The organism is Cupriavidus cauae, from assembly GCF_026210475.1.
Taxonomy (GTDB): domain Bacteria; phylum Pseudomonadota; class Gammaproteobacteria; order Burkholderiales; family Burkholderiaceae; genus Cupriavidus; species Cupriavidus cauae.
This window is the reverse complement of sequence record NZ_CP080293.1, coordinates 849961-867846: the sequence shown is the minus strand read 5'-3', so window position 1 is coordinate 867846 and position 17886 is coordinate 849961. Positions and strand designations below refer to the sequence as shown.

The following is a 17886-nucleotide window of genomic DNA, read 5'->3' as shown; positions in this document are numbered from 1 at the left end:
ATTGTCGCAGATCAACGCGGCGCCGGCGTCACTGGTTGGGCGGGCTTCGGGCGGGCGGGCTTCGGTTGGGCCGCCTTCGGTTGGGCGATCTTCGGTTGGGCGATCTTCGGTTGGGCGATCTTCGGTTGGGCCACCGGTTGAGGGGCCATCGGTTGCGTGGCGATCGGTGGCGAGCCGGTTCGTGTCATCCCCATCTCGGCCGGCTCGAACGAATCCTCCGCGCGCGGGCCGGACAGCAGCGCAGACAGCAGGCTGCGGGCGCTGGCGGCATCCGTCTGCGCGCCGAGCCTGGCCTGACGGGCGACCAGCTTGCGATGAACGCGTCCGGTGTAGCGCCCGGGCAGCACCGGGCCGACCGCCTCGATCGCGTAGCGCAGGCGCTTGCCGGCGACGCGCAGCGCGTGCAGGACGTCGGCGGCCGGCGCGAGCGTCAAGTCCGCTTCGGTGCCGAGATCCCGCCAGCGCGCCTTCAACGCCCGCACGCTGCGCCGCGCCTTGCGCACGCGCCGGCGCGCCAGCCGGCCCAGCGGCGCATTGGCCTTGCCCGGGATGCCGTCGACGGCGCGGTGCCGCAGCGCGGCCAGATCGTCGTCGAGCACCGGCAAGGTCTGGCTGCGCTGCGCATGCAGCACCGACAGCAGCGTCGCGCGCGCCGCCTCGCGCCGGGACTGCGCGGTGTCCAGCAGCGCCAGCAGCACCGGATCGCCCGGTTGGCGCGACAGCGCGGGCTGCAGCGTGTCGGCGATCAACACATCCCAGTCGCGCACCGGCCCGGTGGCCCGCATCAGGTCCCGCAGCACGATGCGCCAGCGCGCCGCCAGCGCGCCCGGCAGCGCGGGGGCAAAGACCCAGCGCACGGCACGCAGGTGGCGCACCGCCACGCGCAAGGCATGCAGGTCGTCGGGCCGGTCGCGCCGGTCCATGGCGCGCAGCGCGTCGGCGATCCGCTGCAGATCGGCGGCGGCCAACGCGGCAAAGGCGTCGAGCGCGCGCATCCGGCGTTTCAGTGTGAGAGTGCCCATGTCGCCCTGTCGCGGTCGGAGCCGGCAGCCCGCGCCGGCCCGCTATCAATGCACCTGGCTACAGTGTAGGAAACGACCTCGCCCGATGCGGCGCATGGTCGTCTTTCGCCCTGGCGGCCGCCCAAAGAAAAAGCCCGACGCTTTCGCGTCGGGCTTCTCGTGTGGCGAGGTGCCGGTCGGGCTCAGCCCTTGGCCGGCGCCGGAGTCTTGCCCTTGCCCAGCATCCGGTTGATCTGCCATTGCTGCGCGATCGACAGGATGTTGTTGACCACCCAGTACAGCACCAGGCCGGCCGGGAAGAAGAAGAACATCACCGAGAACACCAGCGGCATGATCATCATGACCTTGGCCTGGATCGGGTCCGGCGGCGTCGGGTTCAGCTTGGTCTGCACGAACATCGACACGGCCATCACGATCGGCAGGATGTAGAACGGGTCGGGCACCGACAGGTCCTTGATCCAGCCCAGCCACGGCGCGCCGCGCATCTCGACCGACGACAGCAGGACCCAGTACAGCGCGATGAACACCGGGATCTGGATCAGGATCGGCAGGCAGCCGCCGAGCGGATTGACCTTCTCGGTGCGGTACAGGCCCATCATCTCCTGGTTCATCTTCTGCGGGTCGTTCTTGTAACGCTCGCGGATCGCCGTCATGCGCGGCTGCAGGTCCTTCATCTTGCCCATCGACTTGTAGCTTGCCGCGGACAGCGGGAAGAACACCAGCTTGATCAGCACGGTCAGCGCGATGATCGACCAGCCCCAGTTGCCCAGGATGCCGTGCAGCTTCTCCAGCAGCCAGAACAGCGGCTTGGCGAGGATGGTCAGCCAGCCGTAGTCCTTGACCAGCTCCAGGCCCGGCGCGATCTGCTCGAGCATGTGCTCTTCCTGCGGGCCGGCGAACAGGCGCGCGTCGGTCGACACCGTCGCGCCCGGCGCGATCTCGCCCAGCGGCTGCTGCACGCCAACGCGATACAGGTTCGGGTCGATCTGCTCGACGTAGAAGCTGTGCTGCTTGCCGGTCTGCGGCAGCCAGGCCGAGGCGAAGTAGTGCTGCACCATCGCGACCCAGCCGTTGTCCGACGGGGCGGGCAGCGTGACCTTGCCCTTGGCGATGTCCTCGAAGCTGATCTTGTGGTACTTGTCCGCGTCGGTGTAGACGGCCGGACCGGTGAAGGTGCTGTAGAACTGCGACTGCTCGACGTGGGTACCGTCGCGCGCCAGTTCCATGTACAGCGTCGGCGAGACCGGCTGGGCGCGGTTGTTCGTCACGTCGAAATGCGTCGCGACGACATAGCTGCCCTTCTGGAAACGGTAGGTCTTGGCGAAGCGCACGCCGTCCTTCTCGGCGGTCAGCACGACGTCCAGCGAACCGGCATTGCCCAGGTCGCGCGGACCCGGCGCGGCGGTGAACACCGTCGTGTGGTTCGGCAGGTCGCCGTTGATCAGGCCCGAGCGCGCCATATAGGTATGCGCGGCGCTGCGCTGGAACAGCACGACCGGATTGCCGGCCTCGTCCTTGTGGCGCAGCAGTTCGAGACGAGACAGGATGCCGCCCGCGGTATCGATCTCGGCACGGACCACGTCGGTCGTGATGACGATCTTCTCGCCGGCCGGCGCAGGCGCCTGCGGCGCGGCTGCCGGGGTGCCGGTCGGGGACGCGCCGCCCACCGCCTTGGGCACGTCGCTGCGCGCCTGCGGGGCGCTCGCCGGCGTGCCGGTCGCGGCGGGTTGCGAGGCGCTCGGGAAGAACATCGAGGCGTGGCCGTTGGCGCGCTGCCAATTGTCGTAGAGCAGCACGAGGGACATCGAGAAGATGACCCAGAGGATGGTGCGTTTGATATCCATGTCTCGCTGTATCTGGGAATTCAGGGTCTGGGCAGCCGGACGCTGACCGTCGGACGGCCGGCGTCGCGCGAAGGCGGCACCGGATCATACCCGCCTTGCGCGAAGGGATGGCAGCGGCACAGCCGGCGGGCGGCCAGCCAGCTGCCGCGCGCGGCGCCATGAGCGACGATGGCTTCGCGGGCGTAATCGGAGCAGGTCGGCAGGAAGCGGCACTGCGAGCCCAGGTACGGACTCAGCGCGATCTTGTAGAAGCGCAGCAGGGCAAGCAGGATAGGCTTCATGTCGGTGCCCTCGATCAGGCGCCGGAAGGCGAGGTGAGCGCAGCGGGCGGAGCGGACGGCAGGGGCCGGGCGGCGACTTCCATCAGCTCGGCCAGTTCGGCCTGGCAGGCCAGCCGGACTGCACGGCGGCTGGGGAATTCGGTGCGCGGGAACTTGGCCTGCAATCGCAGCAACACGTCGCGGCCGACCAATTGGTCCTGCCGCTGGCGGAACAGTTCCCGCACCATGCGCTTCACCAGATTACGCTCGGCGGCGCGCGGCGCAAACTTCTTGCCGACCACGATGCCGAGCCGCGCCTGCGGCTGGCCGTTGGCGCGGACGTAAAGCACGAAATGGGCGCTGCGCCGCCGCGGGCGCAAAGCAAAAACGGATGAAAACTCATCCGTCTTTGTGAGCCTCGCGGCTTTGGGGAAGGCATGGGTCGGCACGCTGGTCAGACTGGCTGGCACGCGTTGCCGGGCCGTCCTGGGGGCAAGGCAAGAAGGGACAGCGGCAAGGGCGGCGGCCGGGACACGACCGCGCCGCGTCCCGCCATCATGCGCCGGCGGTTGCCGGCTGCATCGATGCGGGCCGCCGTCCCGTCACCCGGCCCTTAGACTGCCAGGCGCTTGCGGCCCTTGGCGCGGCGCGCGTTGATCACGGCGCGGCCGCCACGGGTCTTCATGCGCACGCGGAAGCCATGGGTACGCTTGCGGCGGGTAACGGAAGGTTGGTAGGTACGTTTCATGTTGCACTCTCTGGTTGATCTGGGCACGCCCGGCCGGCCAGGGGCCTTGGCTGCCGCGTATGGTTCGCATGGGGGCCGCCGCGGATGCGGTACTGCCGACGCTTGTGATTGTCCTGAAGCTGACCTGACGCCGGCCTTGGGTGTCGCGATACAGGTCTCGCGACGCAGGCTGGGCGGGATGACCGCGCGGCTGGCGCGGGCGACCCGAGCTCAGGTCCGCCGCCGCTCAAGAAATGAAGCGGGTCAGACCCGGCGATGCGCATACGTGATCCCCTGCCGCATCGCAGAACCCGCCATTTAACGGATTTTCTGCGCGCCTGTCAAGGCTGCTGTGGGAGGATGCCGCTGTGCGGGTGCACGCATGGCCGATGACGGCCGTTTTCTTGTCCACAGTGGTGCGAAGCACATTTTAGAGTGGCCCAAACACCGCTTTTTTTGCGTGATGCGAAGGACAATCCCCTTTTAAATCAAGCGATTGGCCTCTATAAGTGCCGGCTGCGGCGCTGCAAGGTTGCAGGTTGTGCACAGTCATCCACCGAATTTTCACCAGTTGTCCACAGACTTATCCTTTGTGGATAACTTGGGCCGGGGGGTACAATCCCGGTCCAAACACAACACGGCCTGCGTGGCGCACGCACAACCCGAGGTGTGCAGGACATGACGGTTAGGCGGCTTGGCGGGCGGGGGATCCGACAAGCCGGCTGCGGTAGCGGTCATGCCGGCACTCGGGAGACAGCGGCGCCCTTTTTTATTGGGACTCGAAAGACTGCTGACGTGACGCCAGGCAGCCGTGGCACTACCCAACAACAACCGATGCAAGATTTCTGGCAGGCGGCAGCCGCGCAGCTCGAGCGCGAACTGACGCCTCAACAGTTCAAAACCTGGATCAAGCCGCTCGCGCCGGTCGCGTTCGATGAGAACGCCCTGTCGCTGCGCATTGCCGCGCCCAACCGCTTCAAGCTCGACTGGGTCAAGAGCCAGTTCTCCGGGCGCATCACCGCGCTGGCCTGCGAGTACTGGGAAGCGCAGGTGAGCGTCCACTTCGTCCTCGACCCTACGGCGTCGGGGCGTGCGGCAGCGAACGGCTATCAGGCCCCCGGCAATCCGGGCGGCCCGTACGGTCCTGCCCAGGATCCGGCCGCCCCCGGCGGCGTGGGTCCGGCCGCCCATCTGGCGCCGGCCTACGGCGCGGGCCAGGCGATGGGCCAGCCGCCGGCGCACGGCGGCCAGGGGCCCGGTCCGGGCGCGCTGATGTACGGCGCGCCGGAGCAACCCGGTGCCGGCGTTGCCGCGCCGGCGGGCTATGGCGGCATCCACGGCGGCATCGGCGCCGGCATGGGCAACCCGCAGGCCGCTCCCTACCCCGGTGGCGGCCAGCCGATCGGCGCCGACGTGGTCGATGTCGACGTGCCGCAACTGGACCCGGCCGAGGCCGCGGCCCGCTCGTATCGCGTCGCGCAGCAACCGATGCCCGGCCAGCAGCCGGCCGACACGGTCCACGAGCGCTCGCGGCTCAATCCGATCCTGACCTTCGACAATTTCGTCACCGGCAAGGCGAACCAGCTGGCGCGCGCCGCGGCAATCCAGGTCGCCAACAATCCGGGCAAGTCGTACAACCCGCTCTATCTGTATGGCGGCGTCGGGCTGGGCAAGACCCACCTGATCCACGCGATCGGCAACTTCATGCTGATGGAGAACCCGCGCGCCCGGATCCGCTATATCCATGCCGAGCAGTACGTCTCCGATGTGGTCAAGGCGTATCAGCGCAAGGCGTTCGACGAGTTCAAGCGCTATTACCACTCGCTCGACCTGTTGCTGATCGACGACATCCAGTTCTTCTCCGGCAAGAACCGCACGCAGGAAGAATTCTTCTACGCGTTCGAGGCGCTGATCGCCAATCGTGCCCAGGTCATCATCACCAGCGATACCTATCCGAAGGAAATCACCGGCATCGATGATCGGCTGATCTCGCGCTTCGACTCGGGCCTGACCGTCGCCATCGAGCCGCCCGAGCTGGAAATGCGCGTCGCGATCCTGATGAAGAAGGCCGCCGCGGAAAACGTTTCGGTGCCGGAGGAAGTGGCCTTCTTCGTCGCCAAGCATCTGCGCTCGAACGTGCGCGAACTGGAAGGCGCGCTGCGCAAGATCCTCGCGTTCTCGAACTTCCACGGCAAGGACATCACGATCGAGGTCACCCGCGAAGCGCTGAAGGACTTGCTGACCGTACAGAACCGGCAGATTTCGGTAGAAAACATTCAGAAGACCTGCGCCGACTTCTACAACATCAAGGTCGCCGACATGTATTCCAAAAAGCGGCCTGCCAATATCGCGCGGCCGCGGCAGATCGCGATGTATCTGGCCAAGGAACTGACGCAGAAGAGCCTGCCCGAGATCGGCGAGCTGTTCGGGGGGCGCGACCACACCACCGTGCTGCACGCGGTACGCAAGATCGCCGACGAGCGCAGCAAGGATGCCCAGCTCAATCACGAACTGCACGTTCTGGAACAGACCCTGAAGGGTTGAAAACCCGGCGCCGGGGATTTTGCGGGACGGCCTGCGCGGGCTGGCATACTGTGGTCTGCGCGCCGCGCGCTGCCGCGGGACGCGGAAAAGCCCGGTGGCGACCCGCAAACCCGCGCGGGACAAGGCTTTGCGGGCCGCCGGCAAATATTGGGGGATCGTGGCTTTTCATGCACAATATGCAGACCAGCCACACATCGTCCGGCTTTGCCGAGCCGCCCGATCCGAGGTAAAATGCGACATTAACTCCTTGATTCCTAAGTGATTTTGGAGTTGTCCAAGACACCCGGCGGACGCTGACTATAAACGACGAAGGACATATTCAATGCAATTGGTCAAAACCTCGCGAGACAATCTGCTGCGTCCGCTGCAAATCGTGAGCGGCATCGTGGAGCGCCGCCACACCCTCCCGATCCTGGCCAACCTGCTGATCCGCAAGTCCGGCGCCAACGTCTCCTTCCTGTCCACCGATATCGAAATCCAGATCACCACGCACGCCGAATGCGGCGTCGGCAGCGACGACGTGGCCACCACCGTGGCCGCGCGCAAGCTGCTCGATATCCTGCGAGCGATGCCCGACGGCGATGTCGCGCTGTCGCTGTCGGACAAGCGGATGACGGTGCAATCGGGCAAGAGCCGTTTCGCGCTGCAGACGCTGGCCGCCGAGGAATTCCCGACGGTCGCCGAAGCCACCGAATTCAACGCCAGCGTCACGCTGCCGCAGAAGACCTTCAAGCATCTGCTGGCGATGGTGCATTTCGCCATGGCCCAGCAGGACATCCGCTACTACCTGAACGGCATGCTGCTGGTGGTCGACGGCAAGAAGCTGATGGCGGTCGCCACCGACGGCCACCGCCTCGCCTATTGCGCGGTCGAGCTCGAACAGGAAGCGGCGGGCGCCGGCGCGCGCCAGGAAGTCATCATCCCGCGCAAGACCATCCTGGAACTGCAACGCCTGCTCGAGGACAACGACGACCCGGTGCAGGTGCAGCTGGCCGCGAACCAGATCAAGTTCACCTTCGCCAATGTCGAGCTGATCTCGAAGCTGGTGGAAGGCAAGTTCCCCGATTTCCAGCGCGTGATTCCGAAGGGCTACAAGAACGCCTTCGCGATCGATCGCATCAAGCTGCAGCAGGCGCTGCAACGCACCGCGATCCTGACCACCGACAAGTTCAAGGGCGTGCGCTGCATTCTCGATACGCATACCCTGAAAATCAGCTCGACCAACGCCGATCAGGAAGAGGCGCAGGAAGAGCTCGAACTCGATTATTCGGGCGATGCGCTCGATATCGGCTTCAACGTGACCTATCTGCTCGACGTGCTGGGCAACCTCAAGAGCGAGCAGGTCCAGGTCAGCCTCGGCGACTCGAATTCGAGCGCGCTGATCACCGTGCCGGAAGACGACAACTTCAAGTACGTCGTCATGCCGATGCGCATCTGATGTTCCGGTAAAGGATCGCAAGATACGCAGAATCCGGAGCATCGAACGGCAGGCTACGGCTCTCGCAGGGGGCAAACAGCCCGTGCGACCGACCCGCAGTAGCAGGGGCAGGATCATGGCGATCCGCCCCTTTGCCGTTTTTATGTAACCGCCATGCGGAGGGCCGATGGCCGCGTCGTAACCCGGCGCGCCGCGCTCCCCGCATTTGCCGTGAGTAGGAAAACATGACCCAACAGCAGAACCCGCAACAGGAAAACAGCTACGGCGCCTCCTCGATCCAGATCCTGGAAGGCCTGGAGGCGGTACGCAAGCGGCCGGGCATGTATATCGGCGACACCTCGGACGGCACCGGCCTGCATCACCTAGTGTTCGAGGTGCTGGACAACTCCATCGACGAAGCGCTGGCCGGCTACTGCACGGAAATCCAGGTCACGATCCACACCGACAACTCGATCTCGATCATCGACAACGGCCGCGGCATTCCGTCCGGCATCAAGTTCGACGACAAGCACGAGCCCAAGCGCAGCGCCGCGGAAATCGCGATGACCGAGCTGCATGCGGGCGGCAAGTTCAACCAGAACAGCTACAAGGTCTCGGGCGGCCTGCACGGCGTCGGCGTGTCCTGCGTCAACGCGCTGTCGAAATGGCTGCGCCTGACGGTGCGCCGCGACGGCCAGGCGCATTTCATCGAATTTGCCCAGGGCGCGGTGCAGAACCGCATCGTCGAAACGGTCAACGGCCCGGACGGACAGCCGGTCGAAGTCTCGCCGATGAAGGTGCTCGGCCCGACCGACAAGCGCGGCACCGAGGTCCACTTCCTCGCCGACCAGGAAATCTTCACCAACGTCGAGTTCCACTACGAGATCCTGTCCAAGCGCATCCGCGAACTGTCGTTCCTGAATAACGGCGTGCATATTCGCCTGACCGACCAGCGCACCGGCAAGGAAGAGGATTTCGCCTTCTCCGGCGGCGTGAAGGGTTTCGTCGAATACATCAATCGCGCCAAGTCGGTGCTGCATCCGAATATCTTCTACGCGAATGCCGAGAAGGAAGGCATTACCGTCGAAGTGGCGATGCAGTGGAATGACGGCTTCAACGAGCAGGTGCTCTGCTTCACCAACAATATTCCGCAGCGCGATGGCGGTACCCACCTGACCGGCCTGCGCGCGGCGATGACGCGCGTCATCAACAAGTACATCGAAGAAAACGAGATCGCCAAGAAGGCCAAGGTCGAGACCACCGGCGACGACATGCGTGAAGGCCTGTCGTGCGTGCTGTCGGTCAAGGTGCCCGAGCCCAAGTTCAGTTCGCAGACCAAGGACAAGCTGGTGTCGTCCGAAGTGCGGCTGCCGGTCGAGGAACTGGTATCGAAGGCGCTGGGCGACTTCCTGCTGGAAACGCCGAACGACGCCAAGATCATCTGCGGCAAGATCGTCGACGCCGCGCGCGCGCGCGAAGCCGCGCGCAAGGCCCGCGAAATGACCCGCCGCAAGGGCGCGTTCGACGGCATGGGCCTGCCCGGCAAGCTCGCCGACTGCCAGGAACGCGATCCGGCGCTGTCCGAACTGTTCCTGGTCGAGGGCGACTCCGCAGGCGGCTCCGCCAAGCAGGGCCGCGACCGCAAGTTCCAGGCGATCCTGCCGCTCAAGGGCAAGATCCTGAACGTCGAGCGCGCGCGCTTCGACAAGATGCTGTCGAGCCAGGAAGTGCTGACGCTGATCACCGCGCTGGGCACCGGCATCGGCAAGGACGACTACAACCTCGACAAGCTGCGTTATCACCGCATCATCATCATGACCGATGCGGACGTCGACGGCTCGCACATCCGCACGCTGCTGCTGACCTTCTTCTACCGGCAGATGCCCGACATCATCGAGCGCGGCTATGTCTATATCGCGCAGCCGCCGCTGTACAAGGTCAAGCACGGCAAGGACGAGCGCTATATCAAGGACGACAACGAGCTGAACGCGTACATGCTGCGCCTGGCGATGGAAAAGGCCAGCCTGCTGCGCCCGGACGGCAGCGAGATCACCGGCGAAGCGCTGACCGAACTGGCGCGCCAGTACCAGCTCGCCGAAGCGGTGATCGGCCGCCTGTCGCGCGTGGTCGACAGCGACGCGCTGCGCGCGATCGCCGACGGCGTCGAACTGAACCTGGACTCCGCCGAAGCCGCCGAGGCCTCGGCCCGCGCACTGAAGGCCAAGCTGTCGGAAATGCACGCCAAGCGCCTGAACGGCGCCGCGGTCAATGACGACGGCACCGCCGACGTCTACGCGCAGTTCGACGAGAAGAACGAGAAGCACCGCCTGATGGTGGCCCGCCGCCATCACGGCAACGTGCGCCTGTCGCACATCGATTCCGACTTCGTCCATGGCGCCGACTACGCCGCGCTGGCGCTCGCCGCCAAGACCTTCCAGGGCCTGATTCCGGTCGGCACCAAGGTTCGCCGCGGCGAAGGCGAGAAGATGCGCGAGCAGACCGTCAACGACTTCCACGGCGCGATGCAGTGGCTGCTGTCGGAAGCCGAGCGCGGCGTGTCCCGCCAGCGCTACAAGGGCCTGGGCGAGATGAACCCCGAGCAGCTGTTTGAAACGACGCTGGACGTCACGCAGCGCCGCCTGCTGAAGGTGCAGATCGAGGACGCGATCGCGGCCGACCAGATCTTCACGACGCTGATGGGCGACGAGGTCGAGCCGCGCCGCAACTTCATCGAATCGAATGCGCTGGTGGCACGCAATATCGATGTGTGATCGCGCAGCGCCGTAGCACGGCGGCCTGTTCAAGCCGAGGCAAGACGCCCGACCGTTCAACGGCCGGGCGTTTTTTTATGGCCGGCTCAGAAGATTCAGAAGACTCGGGGCATTCAGGACATTCAAGGCATCACCCGATAAGTCGACTGCACCAGCCCCGAAGGAAAGCTGCGGCTCGATACCAGCGCAAGGTCGATGTCGTGCGGCAGTGCGCCGAACAACGGCCTGCCGGAGCCGATCAGCACCGGCACCGTGGTGATCACCATGTCCGCGATCAGGCCGTCGCGCAGGAATGACTGCACCAGCTGCCCCCCATCGACATAGACGCGACGTACGTTCTCGCGCGCCAGTGCCTCCATCGCTTCCGTGGGCGTCCAGTTGGCGAAGCGGACCTTGCCCTTCAGCGCCTCGGGCACCGGCGTATCCGCCAATTGCCTGGACAGCACGAGCACGGGCCGGTCGTAAGGCCATGGATCGAAGCTCAGCACCTTCTCATAGCTGCCGCGTCCCATCACGATCAGGTCCTTGTCCGCGATGAATTCCGTGTAGCCATGGTCCTCGTCGGGATCGTCGCGCTGCAGCAGCCAGCCGATATCGCCGTCGGGGCGGGCGATGAAGCCATCGAGGCTGGTGGCGATGAAGACGTGTGCGGTGGTCACTGGTTTGCCTCCTTGTGTGCGGACCGTATTGTTGTCCGCGTATGCCCGTGGCACAAGACTCGCCACGGCACTGTTGCAGGTCGGTCGGCTGCCAGGCCGCGCACTATGCCGCGCACTATGCCGCGCGCAATGCCCCTGCGCCCGCAAAGCCGTCGCCGCCGCGGCGCGCCCGCGCTTCCCGTACCAGCGCCTGCGGCGGCCTGCCGAGCGAGCGCAGGAAGGCCCGCCGCATCCGTTCCTCGTCGCCGAATCCCGTTTGCGACGCGACTCTGCCGATCGAGGTCTCTCCTGCCTCGATCAGCGCATGGGCCGCCTCGAGCCGGAGCTTCTCGATCGCCTTTGCCGGCGACATGCCCGTCTGCGCCTGGAACGCCCGGCTGAAATGCCGCTTGCTCCAATGCACGTGCTCGGCAAGCTGTTCGACCGATAACGGCTCGTGCAGATGTTCGCGCGTGAAGTCGAGCGCGAGCCGGATGCGATCGGACTTGGGCTCGAGCGCAGCCAGCGTGGAGAACTGCGATTGCCCGCCCGTACGGCGGTAATGCACCACCATCATCCGCGAGATGGATTTGGCCAGCGCATCGCCGAGGTCCGCCATCACCAGGGCCAGCGCGAGATCGATGCAGGCCGTCATGCCCGCCGACGTCCACACCGGCCCGTCGTTGACGAAGATCTTGTCCTCATCGACCTGCACCGCGGGAAAACGCTGCTGCAGTTCGCGCGCCAGCGCCCAGTGCGTCGTGGCCCGGCGTCCGTCCAGCAGTCCCGCCTCCGCCACGATGAAGGCACCGGTGCAGATGCTGGCGATGCGCCTGGCGCGTGGCGCCGCTCGTCGCAACTGGGCGATCAGCGCGGGCTCGGTGGGGGCCTGCGTCGTGGTGCCGGCGACCAGCAAGGTGTCGTAGTGCCGCCGGCCGATTGCCTGCGTCTCGATCTTGACGCGCGACGATCCGGCCACCATGCCGCCGTCGGCGGACACCACCGCAATCTCGTAGCGCGGTTGCGACGACAGCTCGTTCGCCAGCTCGAAGACGGTCAGTGCCGCCATGTCGAGGATCTGAAAGCCGGGATAGACGACCAGGGCAATGCGCGCGCTCATGATGTCCCCTTTGGAGGGTTCCGCCGATTGGATGCCGGCCATTGTAGCGGCAGGGCCGCCAATCGGCCGGCCTTTCTCCGTGTCCCTTATTGCGGTTTTTTGGTCATTTGAGCCATCGCCGGTTTCCACCAGAATGAGCTCGGACGGCAACGCATCGGGCACCGACGGCACGGCAGGGCCAATGGGCTCCAGTGCGAGCTGCCGAATCCCCTTTGACCGATACAGCGATACAGGACATCGACATGCAACTCACCGACAACACCATCTTCATCACCGGCGGCACCTCCGGCATCGGCCGCGCCCTGGCGGAAGCGTTCCACAAGCTCGGCAACCAGGTCATCATCGGCGGCCGCCGCAAGCATCTGCTGGACGAAGTGACCAAGGCCAACCCGGGCATCGACGCGGTGGAGCTGGATATCGCCGACCCCGCAAGCATCGCGCGCGCGGCAAGCGAGCTGACTGCCCGCCATCCCGGGCTCAACGTGCTGATCAACAACGCCGGCATCATGCCCTTCGATCAGGCCGACGCCGCGATCGACGAGGCGACCATGCAGGCCACCGTCACCACCAACCTGCTTGGCCCGATCCGCATGACCTCGGCGCTGATCGAACACCTGAAGCGCCAGCCGCGCTCGGTGGTGATCCACAACACGTCGGTGCTGGCCTACGTGCCGCTTGCCAACACCGCGGTGTACTCGGCGACCAAGGCCGCGCTGCATTCCTACGCGCTGTCCCAGCGCTTCATGTTGCGCCACACCTCGGTGCGCGTGCAGGAAATCGCGCCGCCCTGGGTCAACACGGACCTGATCCAGAAGAGCGACGACCCGCGCGCGATGCCGCTCGATGCCTTCATCGAGCAAACCATGGCGGCCCTGGCGACCGATGCGGAAGAAGTGCTGGTCGAAGCGGCACGTCCGTTGCGCGACAACCCCGGCGCCGCAGAGCATGCGTTCGTCAATGGCTTCAACGAGAGCATCGCGGCCACGCCGATCCCGGTGGGCTGAGACGGTCCGGCGGCGAGCGGCGAGCTGACGATCCGCAGCCGGGCCGCCGTCGCTAGTCCAGCAGGAAGTCCGCGATCACCAGGGACCTCGCCCCCGGCTTCGGCTGCCAGTCCGTGACATGCCCGCCCAGTGGCGCCCACCAGGGCGCTGCGTCGGCGAGTACGGAGAGGAAGTCCACCGCTTCGGACTCCACCACGCCGCGCCGCGGATTCGCCAGCACCCAGCGCATCCCGGCCACCAGGCTGGAGGCGACCTGCAGGCTGGTCGCCGAGTTGTATGGCGCCAGCGCGCGCGCTCGCTCGATGCCGAGGTGCGAGCCGTACCAGATGCCGCCGTATCGGCCGCTGAGCAGCAGCACGCCGAGTTCGTCCTCGCCGCTGACAATTTCGTCGCGCAGGATGCGTGCGCCGCGTACGCGCGTGGCGGCCCGGTCGTCGAGCCACTGCATCGAGGCGAGCGTGGCGGCGGTGGGGCGGTAGGCGTAGTAGACGGTGGGACGATACGGGGGCCGGCCGGCTGCATCGGCTGCATCGGCTGCATCGGCTGCATCGGCTGCATCGGCCGCACCGGCGCCCTGGGCACCATCGTCGGTAAGGTAGGCCGCGATCGAGATCGATTCGTTGTGCGTGATCAGGTAGGCGTCGAACGGTCCGTGCGCCGGCGACCATGAGCGAACGCGTGTGCGATGTCCCGGCCGATTGATCGCGATCGCCGCACCGCAGCCGTCACTGTGGCGGTAGCCGCCGGGGGGCAGCGCGGGCTCATGCGTTCCCCATCCGAGTTCCGCGTCCTGCAGGCATTCGGTGATGAAGCCCTCCGCGGACCAGGTGTTGGCGAATTCGCCATCGCGCGGGAAGCCCGGCGCTTGCTGGCTATCGTATTCGCTGATCTGGATGACCCGTAGATCGAGACGGCGTGCGAGCGCGGCCCAGCCGGCGCGATGCCGCGGTTCGACCGCCTCCAGCCCGGCATGGCCCGCCAGCTCCATCAAGGCCGCCTTGACCAGCACCGACACCATGCCCGGGTTGGCGCCATGCGCCACCAGCGCAGTCGGCAGCGTCTCGCGGCCGCGGGCGAATGCCAGCATCCGTTCGCGCAACGCGTAGTTGCTCAGCTGCGAGGCGGGGGCGTCGCCGGCATAGTCCCAAGGCTCGATGCCGGCGTCGATGTAGAAGGCACCGCGGTGCTGCGCCAGTGCGATCAGGTCGCGGCTGCAGACGGAAGGCGCCAAACTCACCAGAAAGGTCCCCGGGCGCAGCAGCGGGCCAAGGACGGGCGCGAAATTGTCCGCGGTAATGCCGGCCTCCACCGCGCGCAGATCGTGCGCCGCCACGACCTGCCGACGGCGATCGTCGAGCGAGCGATCCACCACGGTGATGGCCGCCCGTGGCCAGGTTCGCTGCAGCAGCGGCAGCACGGCCTGCCCGATACAGCCAAAGCCGACGATGACGATTTGCTCGATCACGTTGAACTCTTCCGCTCGACAACGGCGATGCCGGTCATCTCGCGCGCCAAGACCGCGCCGCAGCGGACCGAATCGGGGATACCGATCGATTCGATTCCTTATATCCAGACTGGCGAAGGCAATGGTATCGCCGCGTGCGGCCACTGCCAACGGGCATCGATTTCGCAGTGCGCGCCGGCAACTCAGCTGCCGGCCGCCATTCCGCCGGGTGATGCCTAATATGCCGGACGCATCATTGTTGCCCCGCTTCAGGTCCGGCAAGATCAGTCTCCAAGCCGGAATAGCCCGGGCTGGCGCGCCATGCACACGAGGCGGCGCGCCACGCCCGCAGCCTTGCCACAAAGAATGGAGACAGCTCGACGTGAGCGGCTCAACAGACGGACGTCGGTGCCGCCGCGCCCCTCAAGATCTTCGTCACGGCCGCGAACTCTTCGTTCGCATGTCCCGCTTCTTCCGCGTCGCGCAGCAGCTGCGCAATCAGCGCGGGCAATTCGCTCCGTAGGCCCTGACGACGCATCGCCTCTTCGATGCGCCGGGTGGCATCGACCGAGATCGACAAGGGACTCTGCGAGATCGCGAAATCGCCCTTCTCGATGACATTGCCCTCATGACGCAGGAATGCGCCGAACGAGGGAGACATCGCTTCGACGATGCCACCATAGACACCGACGTCGAGCCCCTCGGCCTGCGCCAGCGCGGCGCCCTGGAAGAAGCCCATCGACGCACCATAGACGTACGACAGCGTCGCCAGATCCATGGTGGCCGCGGCGGCAGCGTCTTCGCCGAGGTAGACGATATTGCCGCCGAGCGCCGCCAGCAGATCGCGCGCATCGGCATGTGCCGCACGGCTTCCGGAAACGAGGATGGTCGTATCGGGCTGGCCCATCTGCTCGGGCGCGACCTGGATGGCGCCGTCCAGATAGCCGGCACCCACCTCGCGCGCCACGGCCGCCAACTCCTTCGCGTCCTGCGGGCTTCCGGTGGTCAGCTGCAACACCAGCTTGCCCTTCAGCGCCGCCTTGACCCCGGCTGCCGACAGGATGGCGTGCGTGGCCGCGTAGTCGTGCACGCAGATGACGACGGCTTCGGCTGCAGCCGCCGCCTGTGCGGCCGTATCCGCGACGATGGCGCCATGGCTCGCCAACGATGCGGCCTTGTCCGGCGTGCGGTTCCACACATGCACTTCCATGCCCGCCTGCAACAGCAGGCTGGCGAGTTTCGTTCCCATCTGGCCGAGGCCGATCACGGCTACCGTTTTCATCTGCGCACTCCATTCGTGTAAGCGTTGGCGCAGTATGCGAATGTACGGTTTTGATGGTCAAGTACGCACTAAAATGACAGGTACTATCCAATTGGTAAGTATTGGAGTTGAATCGAATGAAACGCAGCCAGCCTTACAACTGCGGCATCGGCCCTGCTTTCGAAGTGATCGGCGGCAAATGGAAGGCGCTGATTCTGTACGAGCTGCATGCCAAGCCCTTGCGGACCGGAGAGCTTCGCCGACTGCTCGATGGCATCACCGAGAAGATGCTGATCCAGCAATTGCGCGAGATGGAGGCGGACGGCATCGTGCGCCGCGAGGTGTTTCACGAGGTACCGCCGCGTGTGGAATACTCTCTGACGCCGGCCGGCCGGGCATTGAATCGGGCGTTGGGGCCGGTCGCCGAATGGGGACAAAAATATGCGGCATCCCGATGATCCGCGCGCGTGGCAACAGGCCGAGTTGGTGACCCAGTTGCGCGCGCTCGGCGTGCCACCCGGCGCCGTGCTGCTGGTCCACGCGTCGTTCCGCTCGATCAGGCCCGTGCAAGGGGGCCCACAAGGATTGATCGAGGCGCTGCGGGAAGCGGCCGGCCCTGCCGGCACGCTGGTGATGCCGTCGTGGGGCGATGACGATGACGCGCCCTTCGACCCGGCCGCCACGCCGGCAGCGGCGGACCTTGGCGCGGTCGCCGATGCCTTCTGGCGACTGCCCGACGTGGTTCGCAGCCACCACCCGTTTGCCTTCGCGGCGGCGGGACCGCAGGCGCATCGAATCACCGCGGATCCCTTGCCGTTGCCGCCCCATATTCCGGCCAGCCCGGTCGGCCGCGTGCACGAGCTCGATGGACAGGTGCTGCTGCTTGGCGTGGGCCATGACGCCAACACCACGATCCATCTGGCCGAACTGATGGCCGGCGTGCCTTACGGCGTGCCGCATCACTGCACGGTGCTGCGGGACGGCAAGCCGGCTCGCATCGACTATCTCGAAAACGACCACTGCTGCCAGCGCTTCGATCTGGTGGACGGATGGCTCAAGGAAAAGGGCCTTCAGCGTGAAGGCCCAGTTGGCAATGCCGGCGCCCGCTTGATGCGGGCGCGGGACATCGTCGATGTCGTGCGGCAGCAGTTGGCTCGCGATCCGCTCGTCTTCCTGCATCCGCCTCAGGGTGGCTGCGAGGAGTGCGATGCCGCGCGGCGGTCGGTCAGCACCAAGTAGCGACCGACGTAGCGAATGACGTAGCGGGAGATGTTGCCGGAATGGCGCGTTCAACCGCCAATGCCGAGCAGCTCCACCTCGAAATTCAGCGTCGCATTCGGCGGGATCGTCCCCGGCACGCCGCGCGAGCCATAGGCGGTGCTGCCCGGGCACACCAGCCTGGCCTTGCCGCCGACCCGCATCTTCTGCACGCCCTCGGTCCAGCACGGGATCACGCGATTGAGCGGGAACGAGATCGGCTGCCCGCGCTTGTACGAGCTGTCGAATTCGGTGCCGTCGGTCAACGTGCCGCGGTAATGCACCTTGACGGTATCGGTGGCCTTCGGCGAGGCGCCGTTGCCTTTGGTCAGGTGCTGGATCGAGACACCGGAAGGCAGAGTCTGGGCCGGTTCGGCGGCATGGGCAGCGACGGCCAGCGCGCCGAAGGAAAGCAGCGAAGCGAGGGAAGCAAACGAAGCGAAGGAAGCAAGGCTGGGGAGTCGGGTCATTGCGGTAATCCGTTGAGTCAGGGGAAGGCACAAGGATAAACCGATTGAAGCCCGGGACGGTCCGCGGTGCCATGCGGCGCCATGCAGCGCCTCGCTGCACGAACCAC

The 17886-nt window shown here is 66.1% G+C and carries 16 protein-coding genes; 6 read left to right on the top strand and 10 right to left on the bottom strand.

Going from position 1 to position 17886, the window contains the following annotated elements; all coding sequences use genetic code 11:
• Window positions 1–11: 11 nt before the first annotated feature.
• The 5 genes from KZ686_RS03915 to rpmH all read right to left on the bottom strand — a co-directional run bounded on the left by KZ686_RS03915 (window position 12) and on the right by rpmH (window position 3874).
• Complete coding sequence (locus KZ686_RS03915) at window positions 12–1022, bottom strand: CHAD domain-containing protein (protein ID WP_265633053.1); 1011 nt, start codon at window positions 1020–1022, stop codon at window positions 12–14.
• A 182-nt stretch (window positions 1023–1204) separates the two neighbouring features.
• Window positions 1205–2866, bottom strand: a complete 1662-nt coding sequence (gene yidC, locus KZ686_RS03910; protein ID WP_149317363.1) for a membrane protein insertase YidC — start codon at window positions 2864–2866, stop codon at window positions 1205–1207.
• Between the two features lie 20 nt (window positions 2867–2886).
• Complete coding sequence (gene yidD, locus KZ686_RS03905; protein ID WP_149317364.1) at window positions 2887–3147, bottom strand: membrane protein insertion efficiency factor YidD; 261 nt, start codon at window positions 3145–3147, stop codon at window positions 2887–2889.
• Between the two features lie 14 nt (window positions 3148–3161).
• A complete protein-coding gene (rnpA, locus tag KZ686_RS03900; RefSeq protein ID WP_149317610.1) occupies window positions 3162–3575 on the bottom strand; it encodes a ribonuclease P protein component in 414 nt (137 codons plus the stop codon).
• Between the two features lie 164 nt (window positions 3576–3739).
• Window positions 3740–3874 carry a 50S ribosomal protein L34 gene (gene rpmH / locus KZ686_RS03895; RefSeq protein ID WP_006578231.1) on the bottom strand — a complete coding sequence of 45 codons (135 nt, stop codon included), beginning with the start codon at window positions 3872–3874 and terminating at the stop codon, window positions 3740–3742.
• 813 nt (window positions 3875–4687) lie between these two features.
• Between rpmH and dnaA the strand changes: the two genes are divergently transcribed.
• The 3 genes from dnaA to gyrB all read left to right on the top strand — a co-directional run bounded on the left by dnaA (window position 4688) and on the right by gyrB (window position 10585).
• Entirely contained in the window at window positions 4688–6397 is a 1710-nt protein-coding gene (gene dnaA, locus KZ686_RS03890; RefSeq protein WP_149317365.1) for a chromosomal replication initiator protein DnaA, read from the top strand.
• Window positions 6398–6719: 322 nt separating this feature from the next.
• Window positions 6720–7835 carry a DNA polymerase III subunit beta gene (gene dnaN, locus KZ686_RS03885; protein ID WP_023264426.1) on the top strand — a complete coding sequence of 372 codons (1116 nt, stop codon included), beginning with the start codon at window positions 6720–6722 and terminating at the stop codon, window positions 7833–7835.
• A 224-nt stretch (window positions 7836–8059) separates the two neighbouring features.
• Window positions 8060–10585, top strand: coding sequence for a DNA topoisomerase (ATP-hydrolyzing) subunit B (gene gyrB / locus KZ686_RS03880; RefSeq protein WP_149317366.1), 2526 nt, complete (start codon window positions 8060–8062; stop codon window positions 10583–10585).
• A 122-nt stretch (window positions 10586–10707) separates the two neighbouring features.
• Here gyrB and KZ686_RS03875 read toward each other — a convergent pair whose 3' ends face one another.
• Together KZ686_RS03875 and KZ686_RS03870 are read right to left on the bottom strand one after the other, a co-directional pair.
• The gene (locus KZ686_RS03875) at window positions 10708–11244 is read right to left on the bottom strand and encodes a dihydrofolate reductase family protein (RefSeq protein ID WP_149317367.1); all 537 of its coding nucleotides are present in this window, start codon (window positions 11242–11244) and stop codon (window positions 10708–10710) included.
• A gap of 115 nt (window positions 11245–11359) precedes the next feature.
• A complete protein-coding gene (locus KZ686_RS03870; RefSeq protein ID WP_226108170.1) occupies window positions 11360–12343 on the bottom strand; it encodes a GlxA family transcriptional regulator in 984 nt (327 codons plus the stop codon).
• A 242-nt stretch (window positions 12344–12585) separates the two neighbouring features.
• On the opposite strand from KZ686_RS03870, the gene KZ686_RS03865 reads away from it, so the two are divergent.
• Entirely contained in the window at window positions 12586–13347 is a 762-nt protein-coding gene (locus tag KZ686_RS03865) for an SDR family oxidoreductase (protein ID WP_265633052.1), read from the top strand.
• Between the two features lie 52 nt (window positions 13348–13399).
• On the opposite strand, the gene KZ686_RS03860 is transcribed toward KZ686_RS03865, so the two are convergent.
• A complete protein-coding gene (locus tag KZ686_RS03860) occupies window positions 13400–14812 on the bottom strand; it encodes a saccharopine dehydrogenase NADP-binding domain-containing protein (protein ID WP_407648532.1) in 1413 nt (470 codons plus the stop codon).
• A 370-nt stretch (window positions 14813–15182) separates the two neighbouring features.
• On the bottom strand, window positions 15183–16106 hold the full coding sequence (locus KZ686_RS03855) for an NAD(P)-dependent oxidoreductase (RefSeq protein ID WP_265633402.1): 924 nt from the start codon (window positions 16104–16106) through the stop codon (window positions 15183–15185).
• Between the two features lie 83 nt (window positions 16107–16189).
• Here KZ686_RS03855 and KZ686_RS03850 point away from each other — a divergent pair, with 83 nt between their 5' ends.
• On the top strand, window positions 16190–16510 hold the full coding sequence (locus tag KZ686_RS03850) for a winged helix-turn-helix transcriptional regulator (RefSeq protein WP_149317371.1): 321 nt from the start codon (window positions 16190–16192) through the stop codon (window positions 16508–16510).
• Entirely contained in the window at window positions 16494–17291 is a 798-nt protein-coding gene (gene aac(3)-IVb, locus KZ686_RS03845) for an aminoglycoside N-acetyltransferase AAC(3)-IVb (RefSeq protein WP_265633050.1), read from the top strand. The genes KZ686_RS03850 and aac(3)-IVb overlap by 17 nt, the downstream gene beginning before the upstream one ends.
• A 50-nt stretch (window positions 17292–17341) precedes the next feature.
• Here the strand turns inward: aac(3)-IVb and KZ686_RS03840 are convergent, their stop codons facing one another.
• Window positions 17342–17779, bottom strand: a complete 438-nt coding sequence (locus tag KZ686_RS03840) for an FKBP-type peptidyl-prolyl cis-trans isomerase (protein ID WP_265633049.1) — start codon at window positions 17777–17779, stop codon at window positions 17342–17344.
• Between the last annotated feature and the right edge of the window lie 107 nt (window positions 17780–17886).